Consider the following 21,100-nt stretch of genomic DNA (forward strand, 5'->3'; position numbering starts at 1 on the left):
CTATATTTCTCTGGGAGGTTCTTTCACCATGTCCGATACGCCCAATCTGCGTCAGGCGGCACTTGATTATCACGCGTTTCCAAAGCCCGGAAAACTTGAGATTCGCGCGACCAAGCCACTGGCCAACGGACGCGACCTTGCCCGCGCCTATTCGCCCGGCGTGGCCGAAGCCTGTCTTGAAATCAAGGCCGATCCCGGCACAGCGGCCACCTACACCGCACGCGGAAATCTAGTGGCCGTAGTCACGAATGGCACTGCAGTACTGGGCCTTGGCAACATCGGCGCGCTCGCTTCCAAGCCGGTGATGGAGGGCAAAGCGGTCCTGTTCAAGAAGTTCGCGAACATTGATTGTTTTGATATAGAATTGGATGAACCCGATCCTGAAAAGCTGGCTGATATCGTCTGCGCACTTGGCCCAACCTTTGGCGCGATCAATCTCGAAGACATCAAGGCGCCGGATTGTTTTACCGTTGAACGACTTTGTCGCGAACGGATGAACATCCCCGTTTTTCACGATGATCAGCACGGCACCGCGATCGTCGTTGGTGCGGCGGTTACAAATGCGCTGCATGTCACGGGGAAAAAGTTCGAAGACATCAAAATTGTCTCAACGGGGGGCGGCGCAGCGGGGATTGCCTGCCTCAACATGTTGCTGAAGCTTGGCGTAAAGCGCGAGAACGTCTGGCTGTGCGATATCAACGGTCTTGTCTATGAGGGCCGTGAGGTCGATATGAACCCGATCAAATCAGAGTACGCCCAGAAAACGGATCTGCGCACGCTTGATGATGTGATTTCCGGTGCCGACCTTTTCCTTGGCCTGTCAGGCCCCGGGGTACTGACGCCCGAGATGGTTGGGAAAATGGCAGATAGACCGATCATTTTTGCATTGGCAAACCCGACGCCAGAGATCCTGCCCGACCTCGCGCGTGCGGTTGCTCCCGACGCGATCATCGCGACCGGGCGATCTGATTTTCCCAATCAGGTCAACAACGTGCTCTGCTTTCCGTTCATCTTCCGCGGCGCGCTAGATGTGGGGGCGACCACCATCAACGATGAAATGCAGTTGGCGTGCATCGAAGGGATCGCTGCACTTGCGCGCGCAACCACATCCGCCGAAGCTGCCGCCGCCTATCAAGGGGAACAGCTGACCTTTGGGGCTGACTACCTGATCCCCAAACCCTTTGATCCACGTCTGATTGGTGTGGTGTCGTCTGCCGTCGCGAAGGCTGCAATGGAAACCGGTGTTGCGACACGCCCGCTTGACGATCTGGATGCCTACAAGCACAAGCTTGATGGGTCAGTGTTCAAATCCGCGTTGTTGATGCGGCCTGTGTTCGAGGCCGCACGCGCATCTCCCCGACGTCTGGTCTTTGCCGAAGGTGAAGATGAACGCGTGTTGCGGGCTGCCCAGGCGATCATTGAGGAAACTGTCGAAACTCCGATCCTCATTGGCCGCCCGGAGGTCATCCAAAGGCGCATTGAACAGGCAGGCCTGAACCTGCGCCTGGGTGACAATGTCGATCTGGTGAACCCCGAAAACGACCCACGTTACCGTGATTACTGGGAGACTTACCATAATCTGATGTGTCGACGCGGGGTGTCGCCTGATATCGCAAAGGCGATCATGCGCACCAACACCACTGCCATCGGTGCGGTCATGGTGCACCGCGAGGAAGCCGATAGCATGATCTGCGGCACCTTCGGGGAATTCGGCTGGCATCTGAACTACGTCAATCAGGTACTGGGCCGTGGCGATCTGCGCCCCCACGGTGCGCTAAGTATGATGATCCTTGAAGATGGGCCGCTCTTTATTGCGGACACGCAAGTGCATCTGCATCCCAACCCGGAACAGATCGCCGAAATCGCACGCGGTGCCGCGCGCCACGTACGCCGCTTCGGGATCGAGCCCAAGATTGCGTTCTGTTCGCAATCGCAATTCGGCAATCAGGGCGAAGGTACAGGTGGCCGCCTCCGCGCGGCCATTCGCATGCTAGACGCCGAAGGTGCGGACTTTTGTTACGAGGGCGAAATGAATATCGACACCGCGCTGGACCCGGAACTGCGCGAACGGCTGTTGCCCGGCAACCGGATGCCGGGTGCCGCGAATGTGCTGATCTTTGCTCATGCGGATGCGGCCTCTGGCGTGCGCAACATCTTGAAAATGAAGGGGGACGGCCTTGAGGTTGGCCCGATCCTGATGGGCATGGGCAACAAGGCCCATATCGTATCACCCTCGATCACCGCACGTGGATTGCTCAATATGGGCGCCATCGCCGGCACTCCAGTGGCGCACTACGGGTAACGCAAGAATACAATAACGCCGCCCTGAAATGCCTCGGGGCGGCGTTCCTATCTGGTCTGAGCGATCTACTTACGCGGTGTGGCGGTCTTGATCTCCGCGACAGTCATTGGCGCTTTTACAGTCGGTTTGGCAGACCTTTTGGCCTGCTTTTTCTGGTTGGCGATCTTGTCACCCATTATCGTGAACCTTGTCATGTCCCGGCGCGGACAGCATGCCCGGCCATACACTGAGGCTCGCACGAAATGCCTGGCGTTACTGATACGGATTCGACAGCAATGCAGATTTCCCACACCCGCAAAACATCATGAACAGCGCTGCGAATTCAAGACTTTAGAAATTCAGCGTGAACGCTCGGCTAAGCCCGATTGAGATGCGCCACTGATCCTCTGAACCGGCTTGTGTGATTGGGCTGTCGGCAGCAGAATTCTGCAGCCGTTCGTAGCTCAGTGTGCTTTCCACGCCCCAAAGCCTGTTGATCCGGTAGATACCTTCCACCTCGAAACCCGCGCCCAGAACGCCACCGTCAGCATCATACGCGCCAAAGCTCGACGCCGCCGCCTCAGCAGCGCTTACACCGAAATACGTCGAGGCATAGTCGGCGTTGCCAAGGTTCACGCGGGGGCCGGCCGTGATGGTCCAGCGGTCGCTCGGGCGAAAGATCACGTCAGCGCCCAGCGTACCCGTCACACCTTCATGCCCGCCAAACCCCTGACGCACCTCGCCGAAGGCCTGCCAGTTGGTTTCACGGTATATGACGCCAAAGCCAAGTTCGACTGCAGCATCAATATCCTCAAGCCCGGCCAGTTCAGGGTTGTCATCATCATCCCGTTCGCCAACGAACTTGAACGCGCCCCGAAATGCCAAACCGTTGTCGGGCAGATTGCCGGCACCATTCCCAAAGCTCCGCCCGCCCCATTTGAGCGCACCGAAGGTAAAGCCGATATCAGGTGCGGCCTCATATTCATCAGAACCAGGATAGGATGGGACCGCAGCAATGCCGCCGCGCAGGGCGAAATCAAAGGACCGCTCCTGCGCCATTACAGGCAGTGACACGCCGATGGCGGTCGTAAGGGTCAAGGCAAAAGCGGCAGACTGGCGCATGATCAGGAGGCTCCGGGTTCGGATTACGTTTGGACTGGCACATAGCACTAACCTTGGCTTTGAAAAGATGAGTCGCGCCTTGGCGCTGTAAATAATTCCACCGCACGGCAGGAATATGTGAAAAGTTCCTATCACGTGATGCCCCCGAGCCCCCATGCGGGCTTGCCCCGGCGCACTGCTCTGCCTAACAAAAGAGCAGGGGTTGAGGAGGAAAACCATGGGATACCGCGAAACATACGAAAGCTGGCAGAACGATCCGGAAGGCTTCTGGATGGAAGAGGCCAAGGCGATCGACTGGGCGGTGCCCCCGACAAAGGCGTTGACCGATCACGGGGACAACCTCTTTGAATGGTTCGCCGATGGCATGGTCAACACCTGTTACAACGCTGTGGACCGGCACGTTGAACAGGGGCGCGGCGATCAGGTTGCCATCATCCACGACAGCCCGATCACCGGCACCAAGGAAAAAATCACCTACGCTGAATTGCAAAGGCGCGTCGCGTTTCTGGCTGGCGCCCTCGCCGAACGCGGCATCCGCAAAGGCGAGACGGTTATCATCTACATGCCGATGGTACCCGAAGCGCTTGAGGCGATGTTGGCCTGCGCGCGCCTAGGCGCGATCCACTCTGTCGTGTTCGGCGGCTTTGCTGCGCACGAACTTGCGGTGCGTATCGACGATTGCAAACCCCGTGCCATCATCGCCGCCTCCTGCGGATTGGAACCGGGCCGTACCGTAGAATACAAACCCCTGCTTGACGGTGCGATTGAGCAATCCGCGCACAAGCCGGAGTTCTGCATGATCCTTCAGCGCGAGCAGCACCGCTGCGACATGATAGAAGGCCGCGACGTGGATTGGCACGAGGCTCAAAAAGAAGCCAAGCCTGCCCCTTACGTACCCGTCGAAGGAAACTGGCCTGCATATATCCTTTATACGTCTGGCACTACGGGCGCACCAAAGGGAGTTGTGCGCCCGACCGGCGGCCATCTGGTGGCACTGAACTGGACGATGAAAAACATCTACAACGTTGATCCCGGTGACGTTTTCTGGGCCGCGTCAGATGTGGGCTGGGTCGTGGGGCACTCCTACATCTGTTATGCGCCGCTGATCCACGGAAACACCACCATCGTCTTTGAAGGCAAACCCATCGGCACCCCGGACGCAGGTACCTTCTGGCGCGTGATCGAAGAACACAATGTGCGCAGTTTCTTTACCGCACCCACCGCGATCCGTGCCGTGAAACGCGAGGACCCCAAGGGCGAATTCGTCAAGAAATATGACCTGTCCGGCCTGCGCGCGCTCTACCTCGCCGGTGAACGCGCTGACCCTGACACCATCGTATGGGCACAGGAAATGCTGGGCAAGCCGGTCTATGATCACTGGTGGCAGACAGAAACCGGATGGACCATTGCGGGCAACCCTGCGGGGCTTGAGGCGCTGCCTGTCAAAATCGGTTCACCGACCGTGCCGATGCCCGGCTACGAGGTACATATTCTTGATGAGGCAGGCCACCCGCAAAAGCCCGGCGAATTGGGTGCCATTGCGGTGAAACTGCCACTGCCTCCCGGCACCTTGCCGACGCTTTGGAATGCAACCGAACGCTTTGTCAAATCCTACCTGACCACCTTCCCCGGCTATTACGAAACCGGCGACGCAGGCATGATGGATGAGGACGGATACCTCTACATCATGGCGCGTACCGATGACGTCATCAACGTCGCGGGCCACCGCCTGTCGACGGGAGCCATGGAAGAAGTTCTGGCCGGACATCCCGACGTTGCCGAATGCGCGGTGATCGGCGTCAGTGATGCGCTCAAGGGTCAATCGCCCATCGGCTTTGTCTGCCTGTCCAAAGGCGTGAACCGCCCGCATGAGGAGATCGAGAAAGAATGCGTCCAGCGCATACGCGATCAAATCGGCCCGGTGGCCGCGTTCAAGAAGGCCCTTGTCGTGGACCGTCTACCCAAGACCCGCTCTGGCAAGATCTTGCGCGCCACCATGGTAAAAATCGCGGACGGGGATCCGTTCAAGATGCCCGCCACCATCGACGATCCGGCAATCCTTGATGAAATCAAGACAGCCCTGCAGAGAATCGGCTATGCTCAGGACTAGAACCCGCTAAGATAAGGAGCCTGACATGGCCGCGCCGACCCTCGACAAGTTTGAGATGACCGCGGCCCTGTCGGACCTCACCGGCTGGCTGATCCAGCAGGGGCTTGAGAACACACCGATCAACGCCTGGCTAGAGACGATGTGCCACCGCATCAACGAGGCGGGCATCCCCATCTCGCGCGTCAATCTCAGCACCCGGGCGCATCACCCCGAGATTGGTGCAGTGGCCTTCCGCTGGCACCGTGACCAGGAAAGCGAGCAGTTCGAATACAGCCGCACCAGTAACACCGACGATGTGGTTGAGGAATACAGGCGCAGCCCGCTCTATCACCTTATGACATCACCGGTCTCGGAGATCCGCCAGCGGCTGGATGTGCCCGATCCCGAGCTGGATTTTCCCATTTTCGAGGAACTACGTGAGCAAGGTGCCACGGACTACTACGCCGCCAAGCGTTTCTTTCTGCACAAGAATCAGAAACGGCCCTCCGACCCTTTCGCGCTCGAGGAAGGCATGACCATCTCCATGACCACGGACGCGCCCGGCGGCTTCACCGAAGCACAGCTCGACGGTCTGCGGGCCCTGCTGGCGCCGATCAGCCTGACACTCAAGAGCGGTGCGAACCGAAAAATGGCCGAGGACATCACTGCGGCCTACCTCGGTGCCGACGCCAGCCGACGTGTGCTTTCGGGTGATATCATGCGTGGCTCTTCCGAGACCATTTCGGCGGTGATCTGGTACTTCGATTTGCGCGGCTTCACCTCGCTCTCCGAGACATTGGGGGCCGAGGCGATCATCGGCCTTCTCAACGATTACTTCGCACTGGCTGTCGAAGTGGTCGAGCGATACGGCGGCAACGTGCTGAAGTTCATGGGCGACGGGATGCTGGCGATCTTTGATCTCACGGACATCCCCGAAGCACGGCTCAAGGCTGTCGAGGCCGCCTGCGCCTTGCGCGAGGCTTTTGCGGAGATCAACGCGGCTCGCGAAAAAGAAGGCCTGCCGACCACCGGTTTCACCCTCGGGCTCCACGCGGGCGATGTGCTTTATGGTAACATCGGCGGAAAGACACGGCTCGATTTTACCGTGATCGGCCCCGCCGTGAACACCACTGCCCGTATTCTCGGAATGTCGGGTCCGGTCGGGCAGGATATTGTCATCTCATCCAAGGTCGCCCTGCCGGTCAAAGATCAGCGACCGGATCTGGTTTCTCTGGGTCAATACCGGCTGCGTGGCGTGACCGAGCGACAGGAACTTTTTACCGTCGATTGAGCGGCCAATGAAATGGAAAAAGGCGATCCATAAGACCGCCTTTTGATTCTCATTAGCCTTGCCGATCAGTGCTTGGCGAGAAACTCGTCTACTTGCTTTTCAGCCTCTTCTTTCGCAATGCCGTAATTTTCCTGGATCTTGCCCACCAGCTGCTCGCGGTCGCCTTCGGCTTGCTGTACTTCATCATCTGTCAACTTGCCCCATTGCTCTTTGATAGAGCCGGTCATCTGTTTCCAGTTGCCTTTTACTTCATCCCAATTCACCGCAATTCTCCTTGTCGTACGCTTGTATGGCGACAAACCTTCGCGCTGCCGCCTTGTTCAAAGTATCAACGCGTCAGCGCGGTTCTGGTTCCCGCAACAAGCAGAATTCCCCGCAGCAGACCGCTCACGGGAAATGTGATTTGCTAAATGGAAAAACGCCCTCCTAGACTGATTGTATTCATAAAAAGGATTTTGGCATGCGCAGATTTTGGCTTGGTTTGATGGGGCTTTTGGCGGCCCCAGCGATTGCGGCAGAAGGCCAACGCATCACCGTCACCGGAGAGATCATCGACACATGGTGCTATTATTCGGGCGTCATGGGTGGCCCCGACAGCGTCGTGGGATCGGCACATCATACCTGCGCGCTCTGGTGCTCTGCCTCTGGCATTCCTATCGGTCTGCTGACCGAGGATGGTACCGTTTACACGGTCCTCAAACTTGGTCCCCAAGACAACGCCACAGGCGGTGATACCGCGCTCACCCTTGCGTCTCATACGGTGACGGCAGACGGGATGTTTTATGAGCGCGACGGTATCAATTACATCATTGTCGAAGAGGTGCTCGAAGATAAGGGCATCGTGAACCTCAGCCACGAGGATTACGACGTTGTCCCCTCATTTGCGATCCCGGAGCCCAAGGAATGAAGCGCCTTGCCGCATCCGCCCTCGCCCTGCTTGCTGCTCCGCTCGCGGCACAGGATTTCTCTGAAGGATCAGAAGCCAGAACATGGAACCTCTACGCCGAAGTCCCCGCGCTCTTTGACGCGAAGGTCGTTGATGTGATGTGTGAACTGACCGGCAATTGTCCCGCCAACTGCGGCGACGGCGAACGCCAGCTTGGCCTTTTGCGCAGCGCCGACAATGTGCTGGTGATGGCAACGAAGAACAACCAGCCTGCCTTTACCGGTGCTGTCGTAGACTTGCTGCCTTATTGCGGACAGCAGGTCACCGTCGACGGCCTGATGATCAATGACGAGGATTTTCCGATCAACAACATCTACCTTGTCCAGCGTGTCAAAGCAGGTGATGCCGACTGGGCCAAGGCCAGCCAGTTTACCAAGGTCTGGGCCGCTGAGAACCCTGACGCCAAGGGCAAAGGCCCGTGGTTCCGCCGTGACCCGCGCATTCTGGCAGAGATCGAAAAGGTTGGCTATCTGGGGCTTGGAAAAGAGACCGACGCAGCCTTTATCGAGTATTACTTCGAATGATCCTGCGCTTCGCGATCCTCTTGATGCTCTTCAATGCGTCGTCGGTTCTCGCACAATCACCGCTTCCATTTGACGTAGGAGGTCCTTTCACCCTGACAAACCAGCACGGTGAACGCCGAACACAATCTGACCCCGATGGCCTGCCACAACTATTGTTCTTTGGTTACGCAAACTGCCCCGGCGTCTGCACTGCGGCGCTGCCGCTGATGGCCGAAGTTACCGACAGCCTCGCCAAGCAGGACATCACTGTCCGCCCGGTGATGATCACCGTCGATCCTGCGCGCGACACGGTTGAAACCATGGCCGAACCGCTTGTCAGACATCACCCCAGCTTCATTGGCCTCACTGGTGATCGTGATGCACTTGGCGCCGCCTACGCCGCTTTCTCGGTTGAACATGCTCTGGCCTATGAAGACCCGACCTATGGTCCGGTCTACAGCCACGGCTCCCTTATCTATCTGATGGATGCCAACGGAAAGGTGCTGACCCTGATCCCACCTGTGATGGACGCAAATCACGCAGCAGAGACAGCGCTAAAATACCTCACGCCCGGGAAATGAAACAGATCAGGTAAACTGTTCGGAGATCAGCCGCTCTTCCAATCCATGACCCGGATCGAACAGGATCGCGTGCTTTATGGAAGGCTCTGACATGATCTCGACCGACACCACGTCGCGGTAGCTGTTGCCATCCGCGTCTGCCATCACCGGACGTTTCTCCTGTTCCAGCACGTCAAAGCGCACCTTGGCAGATTTCGGCAATAGCGCCCCACGCCATCGACGCGGACGGAAGGCGGACATCGCCGTGAGCGCCAGCACGTCCGAGCCAATCGGTAAGATCGGCCCGTGTGCGGAATAATTGTAGGCAGTCGATCCCGCTGGCGTGGCGACCAGCGCACCGTCACAAACCAGTTCTTGCATGCGCAAGCGCCCGTCCACTGTAATTTGCAATTTCGCGGCCTGCGGGCCTGCGCGCAGCAAAGATACTTCGTTGATTGCCAAGGCCTCGGAAACTGATCCATCCACATGGGTCGCACGCATTCTCAGCGGGTTGATGACCTCACGCTCTGCCGCATTCAGCCGTTCAATGAGATCGGATTCGCTATAGGCATTCATCAGGAAACCGATGGTACCCCTGTTCATGCCATAAACCGGAGCGGGCAGATGTTGGGTGTCATGCAGTGTTTGCAGCATGAAGCCGTCACCGCCAAGTGCTACGATCACATCCGCCTCTTCGACAGGGACGTTGCCATAGCGCCCGATCAACGCCGCGCGCGCGGTCTGGGCCACGGTGGCGCGGCTGGCCGCGAAAGCGATTTTCATGGACTGGGACATTTGTTTCCGATGCGCCGCAATTTCCCGTCAGACAAGCACATTACGCCAATGGCCGCCAGCGCTGCCGCCAATATCTTTGACTGCGTCGCTTTCACGCCTTTCCGCAAAGCCCGGTTTCCGATACGAAACGGCCAAACTTGACCCAGAGGAATCGCCCCCATGAGAGACTTCTTCACCACCGCACTGGCTGAAACCGACCCTGAACTGCTCGCCTCTATCGAAGGCGAACTTGGCCGTCAGCGCAATGAGATCGAACTGATCGCCTCCGAAAACATCGTCTCTGCCGCTGTGCTTGAGGCGCAAGGGTCGATCATGACCAACAAATATGCCGAAGGTTACCCTGGCCGACGCTACTACGGTGGCTGCGAATACGTGGACATCGCAGAGAACCTCGCGATTGAACGCGCCTGCAAGCTTTTTGACTGCGGTTTCGCAAACGTGCAGCCGAATTCTGGCTCTCAGGCCAACCAAGCGGTTTTCCTTGCCTTGCTGCAACCCGGCGACACGATCCTTGGCATGTCACTTGATGCGGGTGGTCACCTGACCCACGGGGCGAAGCCAAACCAATCCGGCAAATGGTTCAACGCGATCCAGTACGGCGTGCGCAAGCAGGACAACCTGCTGGACTACGATCAGGTGCAGGAACTGGCGAACGAACATAAGCCCAAGCTGATCATCGCCGGCGGCTCTGCCGTGCCGCGCCAGATTGATTTCAAGCGCATGCGTGAGATTGCGGACAGCGTAGGGGCCTACCTGCACGTAGACATGGCGCATTTTGCAGGCCTCGTGGCGGCAGGCGAGCACCCCTCTCCCTTCCCGCACGCGCATGTGGCAACGACAACCACGCACAAAACCCTGCGCGGTCCACGTGGCGGCATGATCGTGACCAACGACGAAGATCTGGCAAAGAAGTTCAATTCCGCCATCTTCCCCGGCATTCAGGGCGGTCCGCTAATGCATGTCATCGCGGCAAAAGCCGTCGCCTTCCGCGAGGCGCTTCAGCCTGAATTCAAGACGTACATCAAGCAGGTCATCACGAATGCGCAGGCGCTTTCTGATCAGTTGATCAAGGGTGGCCTTGACACTGTGACCCACGGCACAGACACGCATGTCGTCCTCGTCGACCTGCGCCCCAAGGGCGTCAAAGGCAACGCGACCGAGAAAGCCCTTGGGCGTGCCCACATCACCTGCAACAAGAACGGTGTGCCGTTTGACCCCGAAAAGCCGATGGTCACCTCCGGTATTCGTCTTGGTTCTCCCGCAGGCACCACACGCGGCTTCGGTGAGGCCGAGTTCCGCCAGATCGCGGACTGGATCATCGAGGTTGTCGATGGATTGGCGGCTAACGGCGAAGACGGAAACGCCGAGGTCGAGGCCCGCGTGAAGGCCGAGGTTGAGGCGCTTTGCGCGAAGTTCCCGATTTATCCAAACCTCTGATTAAGCGGGCTTAGGTCCATGACAACCGAAGGGTCTGCACGGCTGTGCAGGCCCTTTTTTTTGAACCTCAGAATCTCAGGCATTTGGCACCGCACTCCGTGCGCGTAAATATCGCATAAAATGGCCATTTTTAGCCGAATTGCCGCAAAATATTGCATTCCTGCAAGATCAATGCGCACAAGACGCGCGATCGCGGGGCTACGGTCATGCAAACCCAAACAAACGAGAACCGCATGTCCGCAGATCCTTACGTCTACCAATCCATTGCAAAAGCCATCGCAGCCCACCGGGTGGACACGCTTTTCGGCCTCATGGGCGACGCCAACCTCTTCATGGTCGACAGCTTTGTGCGTGAATGCGAGGGCCGCCTGATCCCGGCAGCTTACGAAGGGGGTGCCGTGCTGATGGCGCTGGCCTACACGCGCACCACTGGCCAGGTCGGCGTGGCGACGGTCACCCATGGTCCGGCCCTCACCAATTGCGTAACCGCGCTGACGGAAGGCGCGCGCGCCAAACTGCCGGTGGTCCTCTTGGCCGGGGATACACCGGCTGACAACCCGCGCCACCTGCAAAGCATCGACCAGCGCGAGTTGGTCAAGACCACAGGTGCCGGGTTTGAGCAGCTTCGTACACCCGACACTGTGGCGATGGATGTGGCGCGCGCCTTCTACCGCGCAAGGGTCGAGCGGCGTCCCATCGTGCTGAACATGCCCGCTGATTTCATGTGGCAACAGGCACCCTTCGCGCCCAAAGTGCTTGATGTCTTTTCCACGCCTGGAGGTGTTGCCGAAGGCGACAGCCTTGATCAGGCCATCGGGATGATCGCCTCGGCGCGGCGGCCGCTGATCCTTGCAGGGGGAGGTGCCATCAAGGCGCGGGATGAAATCATTGCCCTCGCGGACCGGCTGGAAGCTCCGCTTGCCACCACCCTGATGGCCAAGGGACTTTTCAACGATCACCCCTATAACATCGATATCTTCGGGACGCTTTCGACCCCGGCGGCCTACGAGCTGATCGCGCAATCTGACTGTATCATCTGTTTCGGCACCAGCCTGCATGACTTTACCACCGATCGCGGCAAGCTGATGAAGGGCAAGCGGATCGTTCAGATCGACATGGAACCCACGGCTATCGGTGGCGCCCTGCACCCCGATGCCGCGCTGATCGCCGATGCCGGGCTGACGGCCAAGACGATCCAATACTGGCTGGATGAGGCCGAAGTGCCGCCAAGCGGTGTGACCAAGGATCTGGACATAGAAGCGCTGACCGCACATCCGGTTCCCACAAGCAAGACAGCTGCGGGACGGGTGAATTTCGTCGAGGCGCTTGAGTATCTTGAAACGGCACTGCCCAAAGACCGCGTGCTTGTCACCGACGGAGGCCGCTTCATGACCGAAGTTTGGTGCCGGCTTTCAGTCCCTGATCCGCAAAGTTTCGTTGCGACCGTATCATTCGGGTCTATTGGGCTGGGCCTGCAAGAGGCAATCGGCGCGGGCGTAGCGCGGCCGGATCGGCCTGTGATCCTGTTCTCAGGTGACGGCGGTTTCATGATGGGCGGGATCAATGAATTCAATACAGCGGTGCGACTGGGGCTGAACCTGATCGTCATCATCGCGAACGACTCAGCCTACGGTGCCGAGCATATCCAATTCCTTGACCGCAAGATGGACCCCAGCCTGTCGGAATTCCAATGGCCAAGCTTTGCAGAAGTCGGCACGGCGCTGGGGGGGCAAGGTTTCACGGTCACGTCAATGGAGGAACTGGAGACAGCCGTTGCCGCACTTGCCGACAGATCCGGGCCGAAACTGATCGAATTGCGTCTGGACCCGAATGACGTACCACGGATGCGGGCGTGATGACCGGGCGCGAAGTGCGCACCCTCATTTTGCCTGCATGTTCTCCACCAGCTTGAGAACCGTTTTCCGTGGCAGAAGCGGGATGACCCAGTTCACCATGAAGCCCAGAAGGTTTTCATTAACGGTCACCAACTCGCCCCGCCGCATCGCGTCATAACCATGCTTGGCAACTGAGCGCGGGGTCTTGCCACCGCCGGACACCAGTTTCGTCCCGTTCAGCCCGCTACGCTCGGCGAACTCGGTCTCTACGTATCCCGGTGCCAGCACGGTGACGGTCACACCAGTACCTTTCAGTTCCTGCGCCAATGCTTCGGAAAAGGATTTCACGAACGCCTTGGTTGCGAAATAGATCGCCTGATTGGGCCCCGGCATAAAACCGGCAGTGGACCCGACATTCAGAATCTTGCCCTTGCCACGCGCGACCATCCCCTGGGCCACCATGTGGCTGAGCGAGACGAGCGATTTCACATTCAGGTCGATCATCGCCAATTCTTCGCCTAACGATCGGTCCAAATGCCTGCCCTGCCCGCCGAAACCCACGTTATATATCAGGATATCGACATTCAGTCCTGCCGCCTCGATCTTGTCGTGCAGCGCTTTGGCCCCGTCCGCAGAGCCAAGATCCAGCGCGAAGACATGAACATTGATGCCGTGCTCTTTCTTAAGGTCCGCTTTGAGCGCCTCAAGCTCTTCTTCGCGGCGGGCGGTGATGATCAGATCGCCACCTTTCTCTGCGTGATAGCGGACAAATTCGCGTCCAATGCCCGATGATGCGCCGGTCACCAGTGCCGTATTGCTCATGTCGTATCCTCTTTCTGTTTCGTAAAAGTGTTGTACGGTCGGACATGATTTCAACCCCACCGGCCGCAAGGCCTTGGCGAAAGAACCGTTTATGATCATTCACCGCGTAGGCTCCCGCCCCTCTACACGGCCAAGCCCGGACTATTTCGTGGGCACCGTTCGCATGGATCCGTTGATCACCGGCCCCTCGGTGAACAACGTCCGCGCCTTGTCAGTGACGTTCGAACCGGGTGCACGCACCAATTGGCACACGCACCCTTTGGGTCAGACGCTGATTGTTACTGCGGGGGCCGGACTGACGCAAAAAGAGGGCGAAGAAATTCAGAAGATTTTTCCCGGTGACGTGATCACCTTCGCCCCGGGTGAAAGGCACTGGCACGGGGCCAGCGCCGATTGCGCCATGACACATATCGCCTTGCAGCAAGAAGAAGACGGCCGCACCGCCGATTGGATGGAGCCGGTGACGGACGCGCAATATGGCGGCTAGGAGTGGGTTAGAACGTTCACGATCTTGCCGGTCGGATCACGCAGAAAGAACCTATGCAGACCCCATGGCTCTCTTGTCAGAGGATAGATGATCTCGACCTCATTTTGTGTGGCGCGTTGGAACACAGCCTCGACATCATCCACTTCGATGGACAGGTGTGGAACCGGTGCGCCAGAGCCGCCTTCAGCAGCGATACTGATCTGGACGGGTCCTGTCCCGGCGCCAAGTGTGACGATCCAGCTCTGATCCATCAGGACGTCGAGGTCAAAGAGAGTACGGTAAAATGCCGCGACCTCTTTGGGATCACGTGCCGCAAGATCAGGAACAATGCGACGGACCTTTACCATCGCAAATCAGGATCAGACATAGCCAGCCCACCACAGCCAAAAGACGAACGCGGCACCCACCACCAGCAGGTTGAATGCCAGCGTGCCCGCAAGGCTGAGTAACCTGGCCTTGCGCCGCTCGGCCACGTCGATCGCCTGCAAATGAGCGGTCAGCGCGTCATAGGCCTTGTTCAAACTGTCATGGTTCAGTCGCATCGCCAGTTTCGGGTGACCTGCCAGCTTTTGCGCATCGACAAGCTGCTGCGCCTTCTTGTGCATCCCACGCGGCAGGCGCCGGCCTGTGCGGTGCAGCATCTTGCCCAGCGGCCGCTTTTTCACGCCGAATTTTTCCGTCAGCAAATCCTGAACGGTTGCGACTTTCGCATCTATGTCCTGCACTTTGGCCATGTCGCGTTCTAAACGTACTGGTAGGCTTGCTGCAATAACGATACCCATAAGACCATGCTGAACCTTATCGAATACGGCGAAGAACAATCTAATCACCCGCCGCTGATCATCGCCCACGGTCTCTTTGGCTCTGGTCGCAATTGGGGTGTCATTGCCAAGCGGCTCTCGGACACGCGCAAGGTCATCACGCCTGACATGCGCAACCACGGCCAAAGTCCGCGTACCAGCACCCACAGCTACACGGACATGGCCAATGATCTGGCCGAAGTGGTGGAGCACATCGGTGGCCCTGTGGATCTGTGCGGTCACTCCATGGGTGGCAAGGCTGCGATGGCGCTGGCCCTGACCCGTCCGACCCTGATCCGGCGGCTTGTGATCGCGGACATCGCGCCGATAGCTTACGGACACACGCAGCAAATGATGATCGACGCCATGCGCCAGGTCGATCTGTCCGCTGTGACCCGCCGGTCAGATGCCGAAGCGCAGCTGGGCACTGCCGGGATCGACCCCAGCCTGCAAAGCTTCTTCACCCAGTCGCTGGATGTGCCGAACAAGCGCTGGCGGCTGAACCTCGATGTGCTTCAGTCCGAGATGGACAATATCATGGGCTGGCCCGGTGAACTGACAGGACCGTTCGAGGGGACAACCCTGTTCCTGTCCGGCGGCGCCTCTGACTACGTGCGCCCCGATCAACGCGCAGGGATCAAAAAAATGTTTCCCAACGCACATTTTGCCAAAATTCCGGGCGCAGGCCACTGGCTGCATGCGGAAAAACCCCGCGAGTTCGAGGCGACCCTGCGCGCCTTCCTTGACGCAGGCGAATAGTTAATGAATTCTTAACGGGTTAACCTGTCGCGCCGGTTCCGGTGTCAGGAACCGCCGACTCATATGCGGGTAGAACGCTGATGTGGGAAAAGGCACTCGACAGAATTCTCAGCCAGCTGATGGTGCGCGATCAGCTGCGTGTCCGTTTCCCTGATGGGCAGACCCGCATTTACGGACCGAACACCGGCGAAACTGCCTCCCTCGAAATCGCAGATATCGCGGCGCTGCGTGCGCTCTGCGTGAACCCCTCTCTGGGACTGGGCGAAGGCTTCATGAACGGGACGCTGACCTTCAACGAGCGCGGCCTCGAAGACAGCCTCGTGCTTCTCTTGAGAAACCGAGAGGCGGGCCAGCTTCCTGCCTGGCTGCGGGCGGCCCACCATATGCGCTACCATGCGCGCAATTTCATTCAACGGAACAATCCGATCAGATCCCGGCAGAACGTCGCCCATCATTATGATATTTCGGACGACCTTTACCGCCTCTTCCTTGACGCGGACATGCAGTATTCCTGCGCGTATTTCACCGATCCGGACATGTCTCTCGAAGCCGCGCAAGAGGCCAAGAAAGCCCACATCGGCCGCAAGCTGCGGATCGAACCGGGCTGTCACGTCCTAGACATCGGCTGCGGCTGGGGCGGTATGGCCCTGACGCTTGCCAGGGATTTTGACGCCCGTGTGACCGGGATCACCCTGTCCGAAAACCAGCTGAAGACTGCGCAGAGGCGCGCAGAGGAAGCCGGTCTATCAGACCGTGTCACCTTCAAACTTGAGGACTACCGCCACATCAGGGGCACCTTCGACCGTATCGTCAGCGTCGGCATGCTTGAGCATGTGGGTGTTCCTAACTACGGAACCTATTTCCAACGTGTCAATGAACTGCTGAGCCCTGATGGCATCGCGCTGATCCACACCATCGGACGCAGCGCGCCGCCCATGCCGCACGACCCGTGGATCAACAAGTACATCTTCCCCGGCGGCTATGTGCCCTCTCTCTCTGAACTCGCGGGTCCGCTTGAGCAGGCAAAACTCTGGCAAAGTGACATCGAGGTCTGGCGACTGCATTACGCCCGTACCCTGCGCCACTGGCGTTCCCGCTTTGAAACACACCGTGATCAGGTGCTGGCGATGTACGACGACCGTTTTGTACGTATGTTCCAGTACTACTTTACCGTCTGCATCATCGCGTTTGAGCACCAGATGCAGGCGGTCTATCATTTTCAATTAGCCCATGAGCGCAATGCCGTGCCTGTGACCCGTGGCTACCTCTATTCCGGCAACGTGCAGGGCGAAGGCTGATGTGGACGTAATCTGAACCGGGGTGTAGGAACTGATCCTGCTCAATTATGCATACGGATCGCCTTCACACCCAATCCCCCCTTGCACCCGGACGCCCCATCCCTATAACGCTGACAATTTGCAAAATCACCGGGGGCCGTCACCATGCCAAAGCGCACCGACATTCAGTCGATCATGATCATCGGCGCAGGCCCCATTGTGATTGGTCAGGCCTGCGAGTTTGACTATTCGGGCGCTCAGGCCTGCAAGGCGCTGAAGGAGGAAGGCTACCGTGTCATCCTCGTCAACTCCAACCCGGCGACCATCATGACCGATCCGGGGCTGGCCGACGCCACATACATCGAACCGATCACTCCCGAGATCGTGGCCAAGATCATCGAAAAAGAACGCCCCGACGCGCTGCTGCCCACGATGGGCGGACAGACCGGCCTGAACACGTCGCTGGCGCTGGAAGAAATGGGTGTGCTCGACAAGTACAATGTCGAAATGATCGGTGCCAAACGCGAAGCCATCGAAATGGCCGAGGACCGCAAGCTGTTCCGCGAGGCCATGGACCGGCTGGGCATTGAAAACCCAAAGGCCACGATCTGTACCGCCCCCATGAAGAACGGCAAGAAAGACCTCGCCGCAGGCGTCGCCATCGCCCTCGAAGCGCTCGAAGAAGTTGGCCTGCCTGCGATCATCCGCCCTGCTTTCACCATGGGCGGCACCGGCGGCGGCGTGGCCTATAATCGCGATGACTACGAGGCGATCTGCCGGAGCGGCATGGATGCCTCACCGATGGGGCAAATCCTGATCGACGAATCCCTGCTGGGTTGGAAAGAATTCGAGATGGAGGTCGTCCGCGACACTGCCGACAACGCAATCATCGTCTGTTCCATCGAAAACGTGGACCCGATGGGCGTACACACGGGCGACAGTATTACCGTTGCCCCAGCGCTGACGCTGACCGACAAGGAATACCAGATCATGCGCAACCACTCCATCGCGGTTCTGCGCGAGATTGGGGTGGAAACGGGCGGTTCCAACGTACAATGGGCCGTGAACCCCGTTGATGGGCGCATGGTCGTGATCGAAATGAATCCCCGTGTATCACGGTCCTCCGCGCTCGCATCCAAGGCGACGGGCTTTCCCATTGCCAAGATAGCCGCGAAACTCGCCGTTGGCTTTACGCTGGATGAGCTGGATAACGACATCACAGGCGTCACCCCTGCCTCCTTTGAGCCGACAATCGACTACGTCGTCACCAAGATCCCAAAATTCGCCTTTGAGAAATTCCCCGGCTCAGAGCCGAACCTGACGACCGCCATGAAATCCGTCGGCGAAGCGATGTCCATTGGCCGGACCATCCACGAGAGCATGCAAAAGGCGCTGGCAAGCATGGAATCCGGCCTCACTGGCTTCGACGAAATCGACATAAGTGGTTTTTCAGCCGACCTCCCTCCGGACGCCCCCCAGAACAAGGCTGCGTTAATCAAGGCTATCTCGCAGCAGACCCCAGACCGTCTGCGCACCATCGCGCAAGCGATGCGTCACGGAATGAACAACGACGACATCCACGGCGTCACCATGTTCGACCCTTGGTTCCTCGACCGCATTCGCGAGATCATCGAGACCGAAGAAAACGTGCGCAAGAATGGCCTCCCCCTCACCGAAGTCGGCATGCGCCACCTCAAGATGATGGGCTTCACCGATGCCCGGCTTGCCACCCTCACCGGTCGGGACGAAGACAATGTCCGTCGGGCCCGTCTGAACCTTGGCGTGCAGGCCGTCTTTAAACGCATTGACACCTGTGCCGCCGAATTCGAAGCGCAAACCCCCTACATGTACTCGACCTACGAAGCGCCCATGATGGGCGAGGTCGAATGCGAGGCCCGGCCTTCGGACCGCAAAAAAGTTGTCATCCTCGGCGGGGGGCCCAACCGGATCGGGCAAGGTATCGAATTTGACTACTGCTGCTGCCACGCTTGCTACGCGCTGACGGACGCGGGCTATGAAACCATCATGGTCAACTGCAACCCCGAGACCGTCTCGACGGACTACGACACCTCTGATCGCCTCTATTTCGAGCCGCTCACGTTTGAGCATGTGATGGAGATCCTGCGTGTTGAGCAGGAGAACGGTACCCTGCACGGGGTCATCGTTCAGTTCGGTGGCCAGACGCCCCTGAAACTTGCAAATGGGCTAGAGGCTGCAGGCATTCCAATCCTCGGAACCACGCCAGATGCCATCGACCTTGCTGAAGACCGGGAACGTTTTCAACAGCTTGTGCAAAAACTTGGCCTCAAGCAGCCAAAGAACGGCATCGCCCATTCCGACGCCGAAGCCTTGGCCATCGCCGAAGACATCGGCTTTCCTCTTGTCATCCGTCCGTCCTATGTCCTTGGCGGCCGGGCGATGGAAATCGTGCGCGATATGGCCAGCCTTGAGCGCTACATCACCTCTGCGGTCGTCGTTTCGGGGGACAGCCCCGTCCTGCTGGACAGCTACCTTTCCGGCGCGGTGGAACTCGACGTAGACGCGCTGTGTGACGGCACGGATGTCCATCTCGCTGGCATCATGCAGCATATCGAAGAGGCTGGCGTTCATTCGGGCGACAGCGCTTGTTCCTTGCCACCCTACTCTCTGGATCAATCCATCATCGACGAGGTCACGAAACAGACCCGCGCCCTTGCTCTCGCGCTCAACGTCGTGGGCCTGATGAACATCCAATTTGCCGTCAAGGACGGCGAGGTCTACCTGATCGAGGTCAACCCGCGCGCCTCGCGCACCGTGCCCTTCGTTGCCAAGGCAACGGATAGCGCCATCGCCTCGATCGCTGCACGGATCATGGCTGGTGAAAAGCTCTCCGCTTTCCCGATGCGCGCGCCCTACCCGGCACAGGCAGCCTATTCGGATGTACTGCCGCTGGGTGATCCCATGACACTGGCCGACCCCAACATGCCGTGGTTCTCGGTCAAAGAGGCGGTGCTGCCCTTCGCCCGTTTCCCTGGTGTCGATACTCTGCTTGGCCCCGAAATGCGCTCAACCGGTGAGGTCATGGGCTGGGACCGCGATTTCCCCCGCGCGTTCCTCAAGGCACAAATGGGTGCAGGTACGATGCTGCCCCGCAGCGGCTGTGCGTTCCTGTCGATCAAGGACATGGACAAGACCGACGACATGCTTGAAGCCGCGCGCATTCTGATTGGCCAAGGCTTCACCATTCTCGCCACCCGCGGCACCGCAACGTGGCTCGGCTCTCATGACATTCCATGCCAGACCGTGAACAAGGTCTACGAAGGTCGTCCCGACATCACTGACATGATGAAAGACGGTGCCGTGCATCTGGTCATGAACACCACCGAAGGCGCACAAGCCGTCGAGGACAGCAAGTCCATCCGCAGCATCGCGCTGTATGACAAGATCCCCTATTTCACGACGGCCGCAGGCAGCTATGCGGCTGCACTTGCGATCAAGGCGCAGGCAGAGGACGAGATCGGGGTGAAAAGCTTGCAAGGGTAATCCCCGGCTTTTGCTTCTACACGTCAAAGGCTTGAACGGCGGGTTCGAGGTGCGAAAAAGCAGCTATTGGCAAGCAATGGATATCCTGCGCACGCGCCTGCAAATCAGCGAGAGTCTTGCTATTTACGGTATACCTCGTGGCAGGCTTTGCAGGCCGTTCCGATGCGCGCCAAACCACTTCGCAAATCCGCTTCGGCCTGCATCGACACCGCCAGATCGGCAGCCACGGTCTCCAGCGCTTCGGATTTCGCTACGAATGAGGTAAAGTCTTCCCAGATCACTGGGAGTGCCTCGCTCTTGGGATCGGTTTCCGGGGCCTCAAACAGGGTTGGAGTCTCTCTGGCATGGCGAGCGATCGCTTCTGCCGCCGCACGGGCTTCCGCCGCATCAAAGGCCTGATTGCCTTTCACCATTTCGCCAAGCACTTTCACGCTATCGCCCAGCGCCGACATCGACTGCATCCGCGCCATAACCGTCATGTTCTTCACGCCCGTATGGGCCAAGGCCAGCGTTCCGATGCAAAGCGCAGAGACGCTGAAAACAAAGAGAAATTTAGACTTCACGTATCTCATCC

General features: G+C 58.6%; 20 protein-coding genes. 12 read left to right on the top strand and 8 right to left on the bottom strand.

What is annotated here, in order from left to right; all coding sequences use genetic code 11:
• The first annotated feature begins 28 nt into the window (after positions 1-28).
• On the top strand, positions 29-2,302 hold the full coding sequence (locus GV827_RS08535) for an NADP-dependent malic enzyme (RefSeq protein WP_164353370.1): 2,274 nt from the start codon (positions 29-31) through the stop codon (positions 2,300-2,302).
• A gap of 65 nt (positions 2,303-2,367) precedes the next feature.
• Here GV827_RS08535 and GV827_RS08540 read toward each other — a convergent pair whose 3' ends face one another.
• Complete coding sequence (locus GV827_RS08540) at positions 2,368-2,478, bottom strand: malic enzyme (RefSeq protein ID WP_164353371.1); 111 nt, start codon at positions 2,476-2,478, stop codon at positions 2,368-2,370.
• A 154-nt stretch (positions 2,479-2,632) separates the two neighbouring features.
• Complete coding sequence (locus tag GV827_RS08545) at positions 2,633-3,403, bottom strand: MipA/OmpV family protein (protein ID WP_204325796.1); 771 nt, start codon at positions 3,401-3,403, stop codon at positions 2,633-2,635.
• A 217-nt stretch (positions 3,404-3,620) separates the two neighbouring features.
• Here GV827_RS08545 and GV827_RS08550 point away from each other — a divergent pair, with 217 nt between their 5' ends.
• Positions 3,621-5,513, top strand: coding sequence for a propionyl-CoA synthetase (locus tag GV827_RS08550; RefSeq protein WP_164353373.1), 1,893 nt, complete (start codon positions 3,621-3,623; stop codon positions 5,511-5,513).
• 25 nt (positions 5,514-5,538) lie between these two features.
• Entirely contained in the window at positions 5,539-6,783 is a 1,245-nt protein-coding gene (locus GV827_RS08555) for an adenylate/guanylate cyclase domain-containing protein (protein WP_164353374.1), read from the top strand.
• 65 nt (positions 6,784-6,848) lie between these two features.
• On the opposite strand, the gene GV827_RS08560 is transcribed toward GV827_RS08555, so the two are convergent.
• Complete coding sequence (locus GV827_RS08560; RefSeq protein WP_164353375.1) at positions 6,849-7,046, bottom strand: CsbD family protein; 198 nt, start codon at positions 7,044-7,046, stop codon at positions 6,849-6,851.
• A gap of 197 nt (positions 7,047-7,243) precedes the next feature.
• Between GV827_RS08560 and GV827_RS08565 the strand changes: the two genes are divergently transcribed.
• Genes GV827_RS08565 through GV827_RS08575 form a run of 3 tightly spaced genes read left to right on the top strand, consistent with a single transcriptional unit; the run spans position 7,244 to position 8,813 of the window.
• Positions 7,244-7,690, top strand: a complete 447-nt coding sequence (locus GV827_RS08565; RefSeq protein WP_164353376.1) for a hypothetical protein — start codon at positions 7,244-7,246, stop codon at positions 7,688-7,690.
• Positions 7,687-8,253 (top strand): hypothetical protein, encoded by a 567-nt coding sequence (locus tag GV827_RS08570; protein ID WP_164353377.1) that lies wholly within the window; start codon positions 7,687-7,689, stop codon positions 8,251-8,253. The genes GV827_RS08565 and GV827_RS08570 overlap by 4 nt, the downstream gene beginning before the upstream one ends.
• Positions 8,250-8,813, top strand: coding sequence for an SCO family protein (locus tag GV827_RS08575; RefSeq protein ID WP_164353378.1), 564 nt, complete (start codon positions 8,250-8,252; stop codon positions 8,811-8,813). The genes GV827_RS08570 and GV827_RS08575 overlap by 4 nt, the downstream gene beginning before the upstream one ends.
• A gap of 6 nt (positions 8,814-8,819) precedes the next feature.
• Here GV827_RS08575 and GV827_RS08580 read toward each other — a convergent pair whose 3' ends face one another.
• Entirely contained in the window at positions 8,820-9,575 is a 756-nt protein-coding gene (locus GV827_RS08580) for an NAD kinase (protein WP_164353379.1), read from the bottom strand.
• Between the two features lie 171 nt (positions 9,576-9,746).
• Between GV827_RS08580 and glyA the strand changes: the two genes are divergently transcribed.
• Entirely contained in the window at positions 9,747-11,024 is a 1,278-nt protein-coding gene (glyA, locus tag GV827_RS08585) for a serine hydroxymethyltransferase (protein WP_164353380.1), read from the top strand.
• 206 nt (positions 11,025-11,230) lie between these two features.
• A complete protein-coding gene (locus tag GV827_RS08590; protein WP_235930291.1) occupies positions 11,231-12,880 on the top strand; it encodes a thiamine pyrophosphate-binding protein in 1,650 nt (549 codons plus the stop codon).
• A gap of 24 nt (positions 12,881-12,904) precedes the next feature.
• Here GV827_RS08590 and GV827_RS08595 read toward each other — a convergent pair whose 3' ends face one another.
• Positions 12,905-13,681: an SDR family NAD(P)-dependent oxidoreductase gene (locus tag GV827_RS08595; RefSeq protein ID WP_164353381.1), complete on the bottom strand. Its 777-nt coding sequence runs from the start codon at positions 13,679-13,681 to the stop codon at positions 12,905-12,907.
• 91 nt (positions 13,682-13,772) lie between these two features.
• On the opposite strand from GV827_RS08595, the gene GV827_RS08600 reads away from it, so the two are divergent.
• A complete protein-coding gene (locus tag GV827_RS08600; RefSeq protein WP_164353382.1) occupies positions 13,773-14,168 on the top strand; it encodes a (R)-mandelonitrile lyase in 396 nt (131 codons plus the stop codon).
• On the opposite strand, the gene GV827_RS08605 is transcribed toward GV827_RS08600, so the two are convergent.
• Both GV827_RS08605 and GV827_RS08610 read right to left on the bottom strand, forming a co-directional pair.
• Positions 14,165-14,515 carry a VOC family protein gene (locus tag GV827_RS08605; RefSeq protein ID WP_164353383.1) on the bottom strand — a complete coding sequence of 117 codons (351 nt, stop codon included), beginning with the start codon at positions 14,513-14,515 and terminating at the stop codon, positions 14,165-14,167. The genes GV827_RS08600 and GV827_RS08605 overlap by 4 nt on opposite strands.
• Positions 14,516-14,527: 12 nt before the next feature.
• Entirely contained in the window at positions 14,528-14,902 is a 375-nt protein-coding gene (locus GV827_RS08610; RefSeq protein ID WP_164353384.1) for a hypothetical protein, read from the bottom strand.
• Between the two features lie 54 nt (positions 14,903-14,956).
• Between GV827_RS08610 and GV827_RS08615 the strand changes: the two genes are divergently transcribed.
• From GV827_RS08615 to carB, 3 genes are all read left to right on the top strand, one after another.
• Positions 14,957-15,727: an alpha/beta fold hydrolase gene (locus GV827_RS08615; protein WP_164353385.1), complete on the top strand. Its 771-nt coding sequence runs from the start codon at positions 14,957-14,959 to the stop codon at positions 15,725-15,727.
• Positions 15,728-15,807: 80 nt separating this feature from the next.
• Positions 15,808-17,025 (top strand): SAM-dependent methyltransferase, encoded by a 1,218-nt coding sequence (locus GV827_RS08620; protein WP_164353386.1) that lies wholly within the window; start codon positions 15,808-15,810, stop codon positions 17,023-17,025.
• 144 nt (positions 17,026-17,169) lie between these two features.
• Positions 17,170-20,526, top strand: a complete 3,357-nt coding sequence (gene carB / locus GV827_RS08625; RefSeq protein WP_164353387.1) for a carbamoyl-phosphate synthase large subunit — start codon at positions 17,170-17,172, stop codon at positions 20,524-20,526.
• A 119-nt stretch (positions 20,527-20,645) separates the two neighbouring features.
• Here the strand turns inward: carB and GV827_RS08630 are convergent, their stop codons facing one another.
• Positions 20,646-21,089, bottom strand: a complete 444-nt coding sequence (locus GV827_RS08630; RefSeq protein WP_328823130.1) for a c-type cytochrome — start codon at positions 21,087-21,089, stop codon at positions 20,646-20,648.
• Positions 21,090-21,100 lie beyond the last annotated feature (11 nt).

The sequence above is a fragment of the Sulfitobacter sediminilitoris genome, assembly GCF_010667575.1.
GTDB classification, from domain to species: domain Bacteria; phylum Pseudomonadota; class Alphaproteobacteria; order Rhodobacterales; family Rhodobacteraceae; genus Sulfitobacter; species Sulfitobacter sediminilitoris.

What these genes read in the sequence shown, in the direction of transcription:
- GV827_RS08575 (WP_164353378.1), top strand. Translation starts at nt 8,250, where the DNA reads ATGATCCTGCGCTTCGCGATCCTCTTGATGCTCTTCAATGCGTCGTCG.
- glyA (WP_164353380.1), top strand. Translation starts at nt 9,747, where the DNA reads ATGAGAGACTTCTTCACCACCGCACTGGCTGAAACCGACCCTGAACTG.
- GV827_RS08565 (WP_164353376.1), top strand. Translation starts at nt 7,244, where the DNA reads ATGCGCAGATTTTGGCTTGGTTTGATGGGGCTTTTGGCGGCCCCAGCG.
- GV827_RS08590 (WP_235930291.1), top strand. Translation starts at nt 11,231, where the DNA reads ATGCAAACCCAAACAAACGAGAACCGCATGTCCGCAGATCCTTACGTC.
- GV827_RS08615 (WP_164353385.1), top strand. Translation starts at nt 14,957, where the DNA reads ATGCTGAACCTTATCGAATACGGCGAAGAACAATCTAATCACCCGCCG.
- GV827_RS08545 (WP_204325796.1), bottom strand. Translation starts at nt 3,403, where the DNA reads ATGCGCCAGTCTGCCGCTTTTGCCTTGACCCTTACGACCGCCATCGGC.
- carB (WP_164353387.1), top strand. Translation starts at nt 17,170, where the DNA reads ATGCCAAAGCGCACCGACATTCAGTCGATCATGATCATCGGCGCAGGC.
- GV827_RS08605 (WP_164353383.1), bottom strand. Translation starts at nt 14,515, where the DNA reads ATGGTAAAGGTCCGTCGCATTGTTCCTGATCTTGCGGCACGTGATCCC.
- GV827_RS08540 (WP_164353371.1), bottom strand. Translation starts at nt 2,478, where the DNA reads ATGGGTGACAAGATCGCCAACCAGAAAAAGCAGGCCAAAAGGTCTGCC.
- GV827_RS08570 (WP_164353377.1), top strand. Translation starts at nt 7,687, where the DNA reads ATGAAGCGCCTTGCCGCATCCGCCCTCGCCCTGCTTGCTGCTCCGCTC.
- GV827_RS08550 (WP_164353373.1), top strand. Translation starts at nt 3,621, where the DNA reads ATGGGATACCGCGAAACATACGAAAGCTGGCAGAACGATCCGGAAGGC.
- GV827_RS08620 (WP_164353386.1), top strand. Translation starts at nt 15,808, where the DNA reads ATGTGGGAAAAGGCACTCGACAGAATTCTCAGCCAGCTGATGGTGCGC.
- GV827_RS08535 (WP_164353370.1), top strand. Translation starts at nt 29, where the DNA reads ATGTCCGATACGCCCAATCTGCGTCAGGCGGCACTTGATTATCACGCG.
- GV827_RS08555 (WP_164353374.1), top strand. Translation starts at nt 5,539, where the DNA reads ATGGCCGCGCCGACCCTCGACAAGTTTGAGATGACCGCGGCCCTGTCG.
- GV827_RS08595 (WP_164353381.1), bottom strand. Translation starts at nt 13,681, where the DNA reads ATGAGCAATACGGCACTGGTGACCGGCGCATCATCGGGCATTGGACGC.
- GV827_RS08580 (WP_164353379.1), bottom strand. Translation starts at nt 9,575, where the DNA reads ATGAAAATCGCTTTCGCGGCCAGCCGCGCCACCGTGGCCCAGACCGCG.
- GV827_RS08610 (WP_164353384.1), bottom strand. Translation starts at nt 14,902, where the DNA reads ATGGCCAAAGTGCAGGACATAGATGCGAAAGTCGCAACCGTTCAGGAT.
- GV827_RS08600 (WP_164353382.1), top strand. Translation starts at nt 13,773, where the DNA reads ATGATCATTCACCGCGTAGGCTCCCGCCCCTCTACACGGCCAAGCCCG.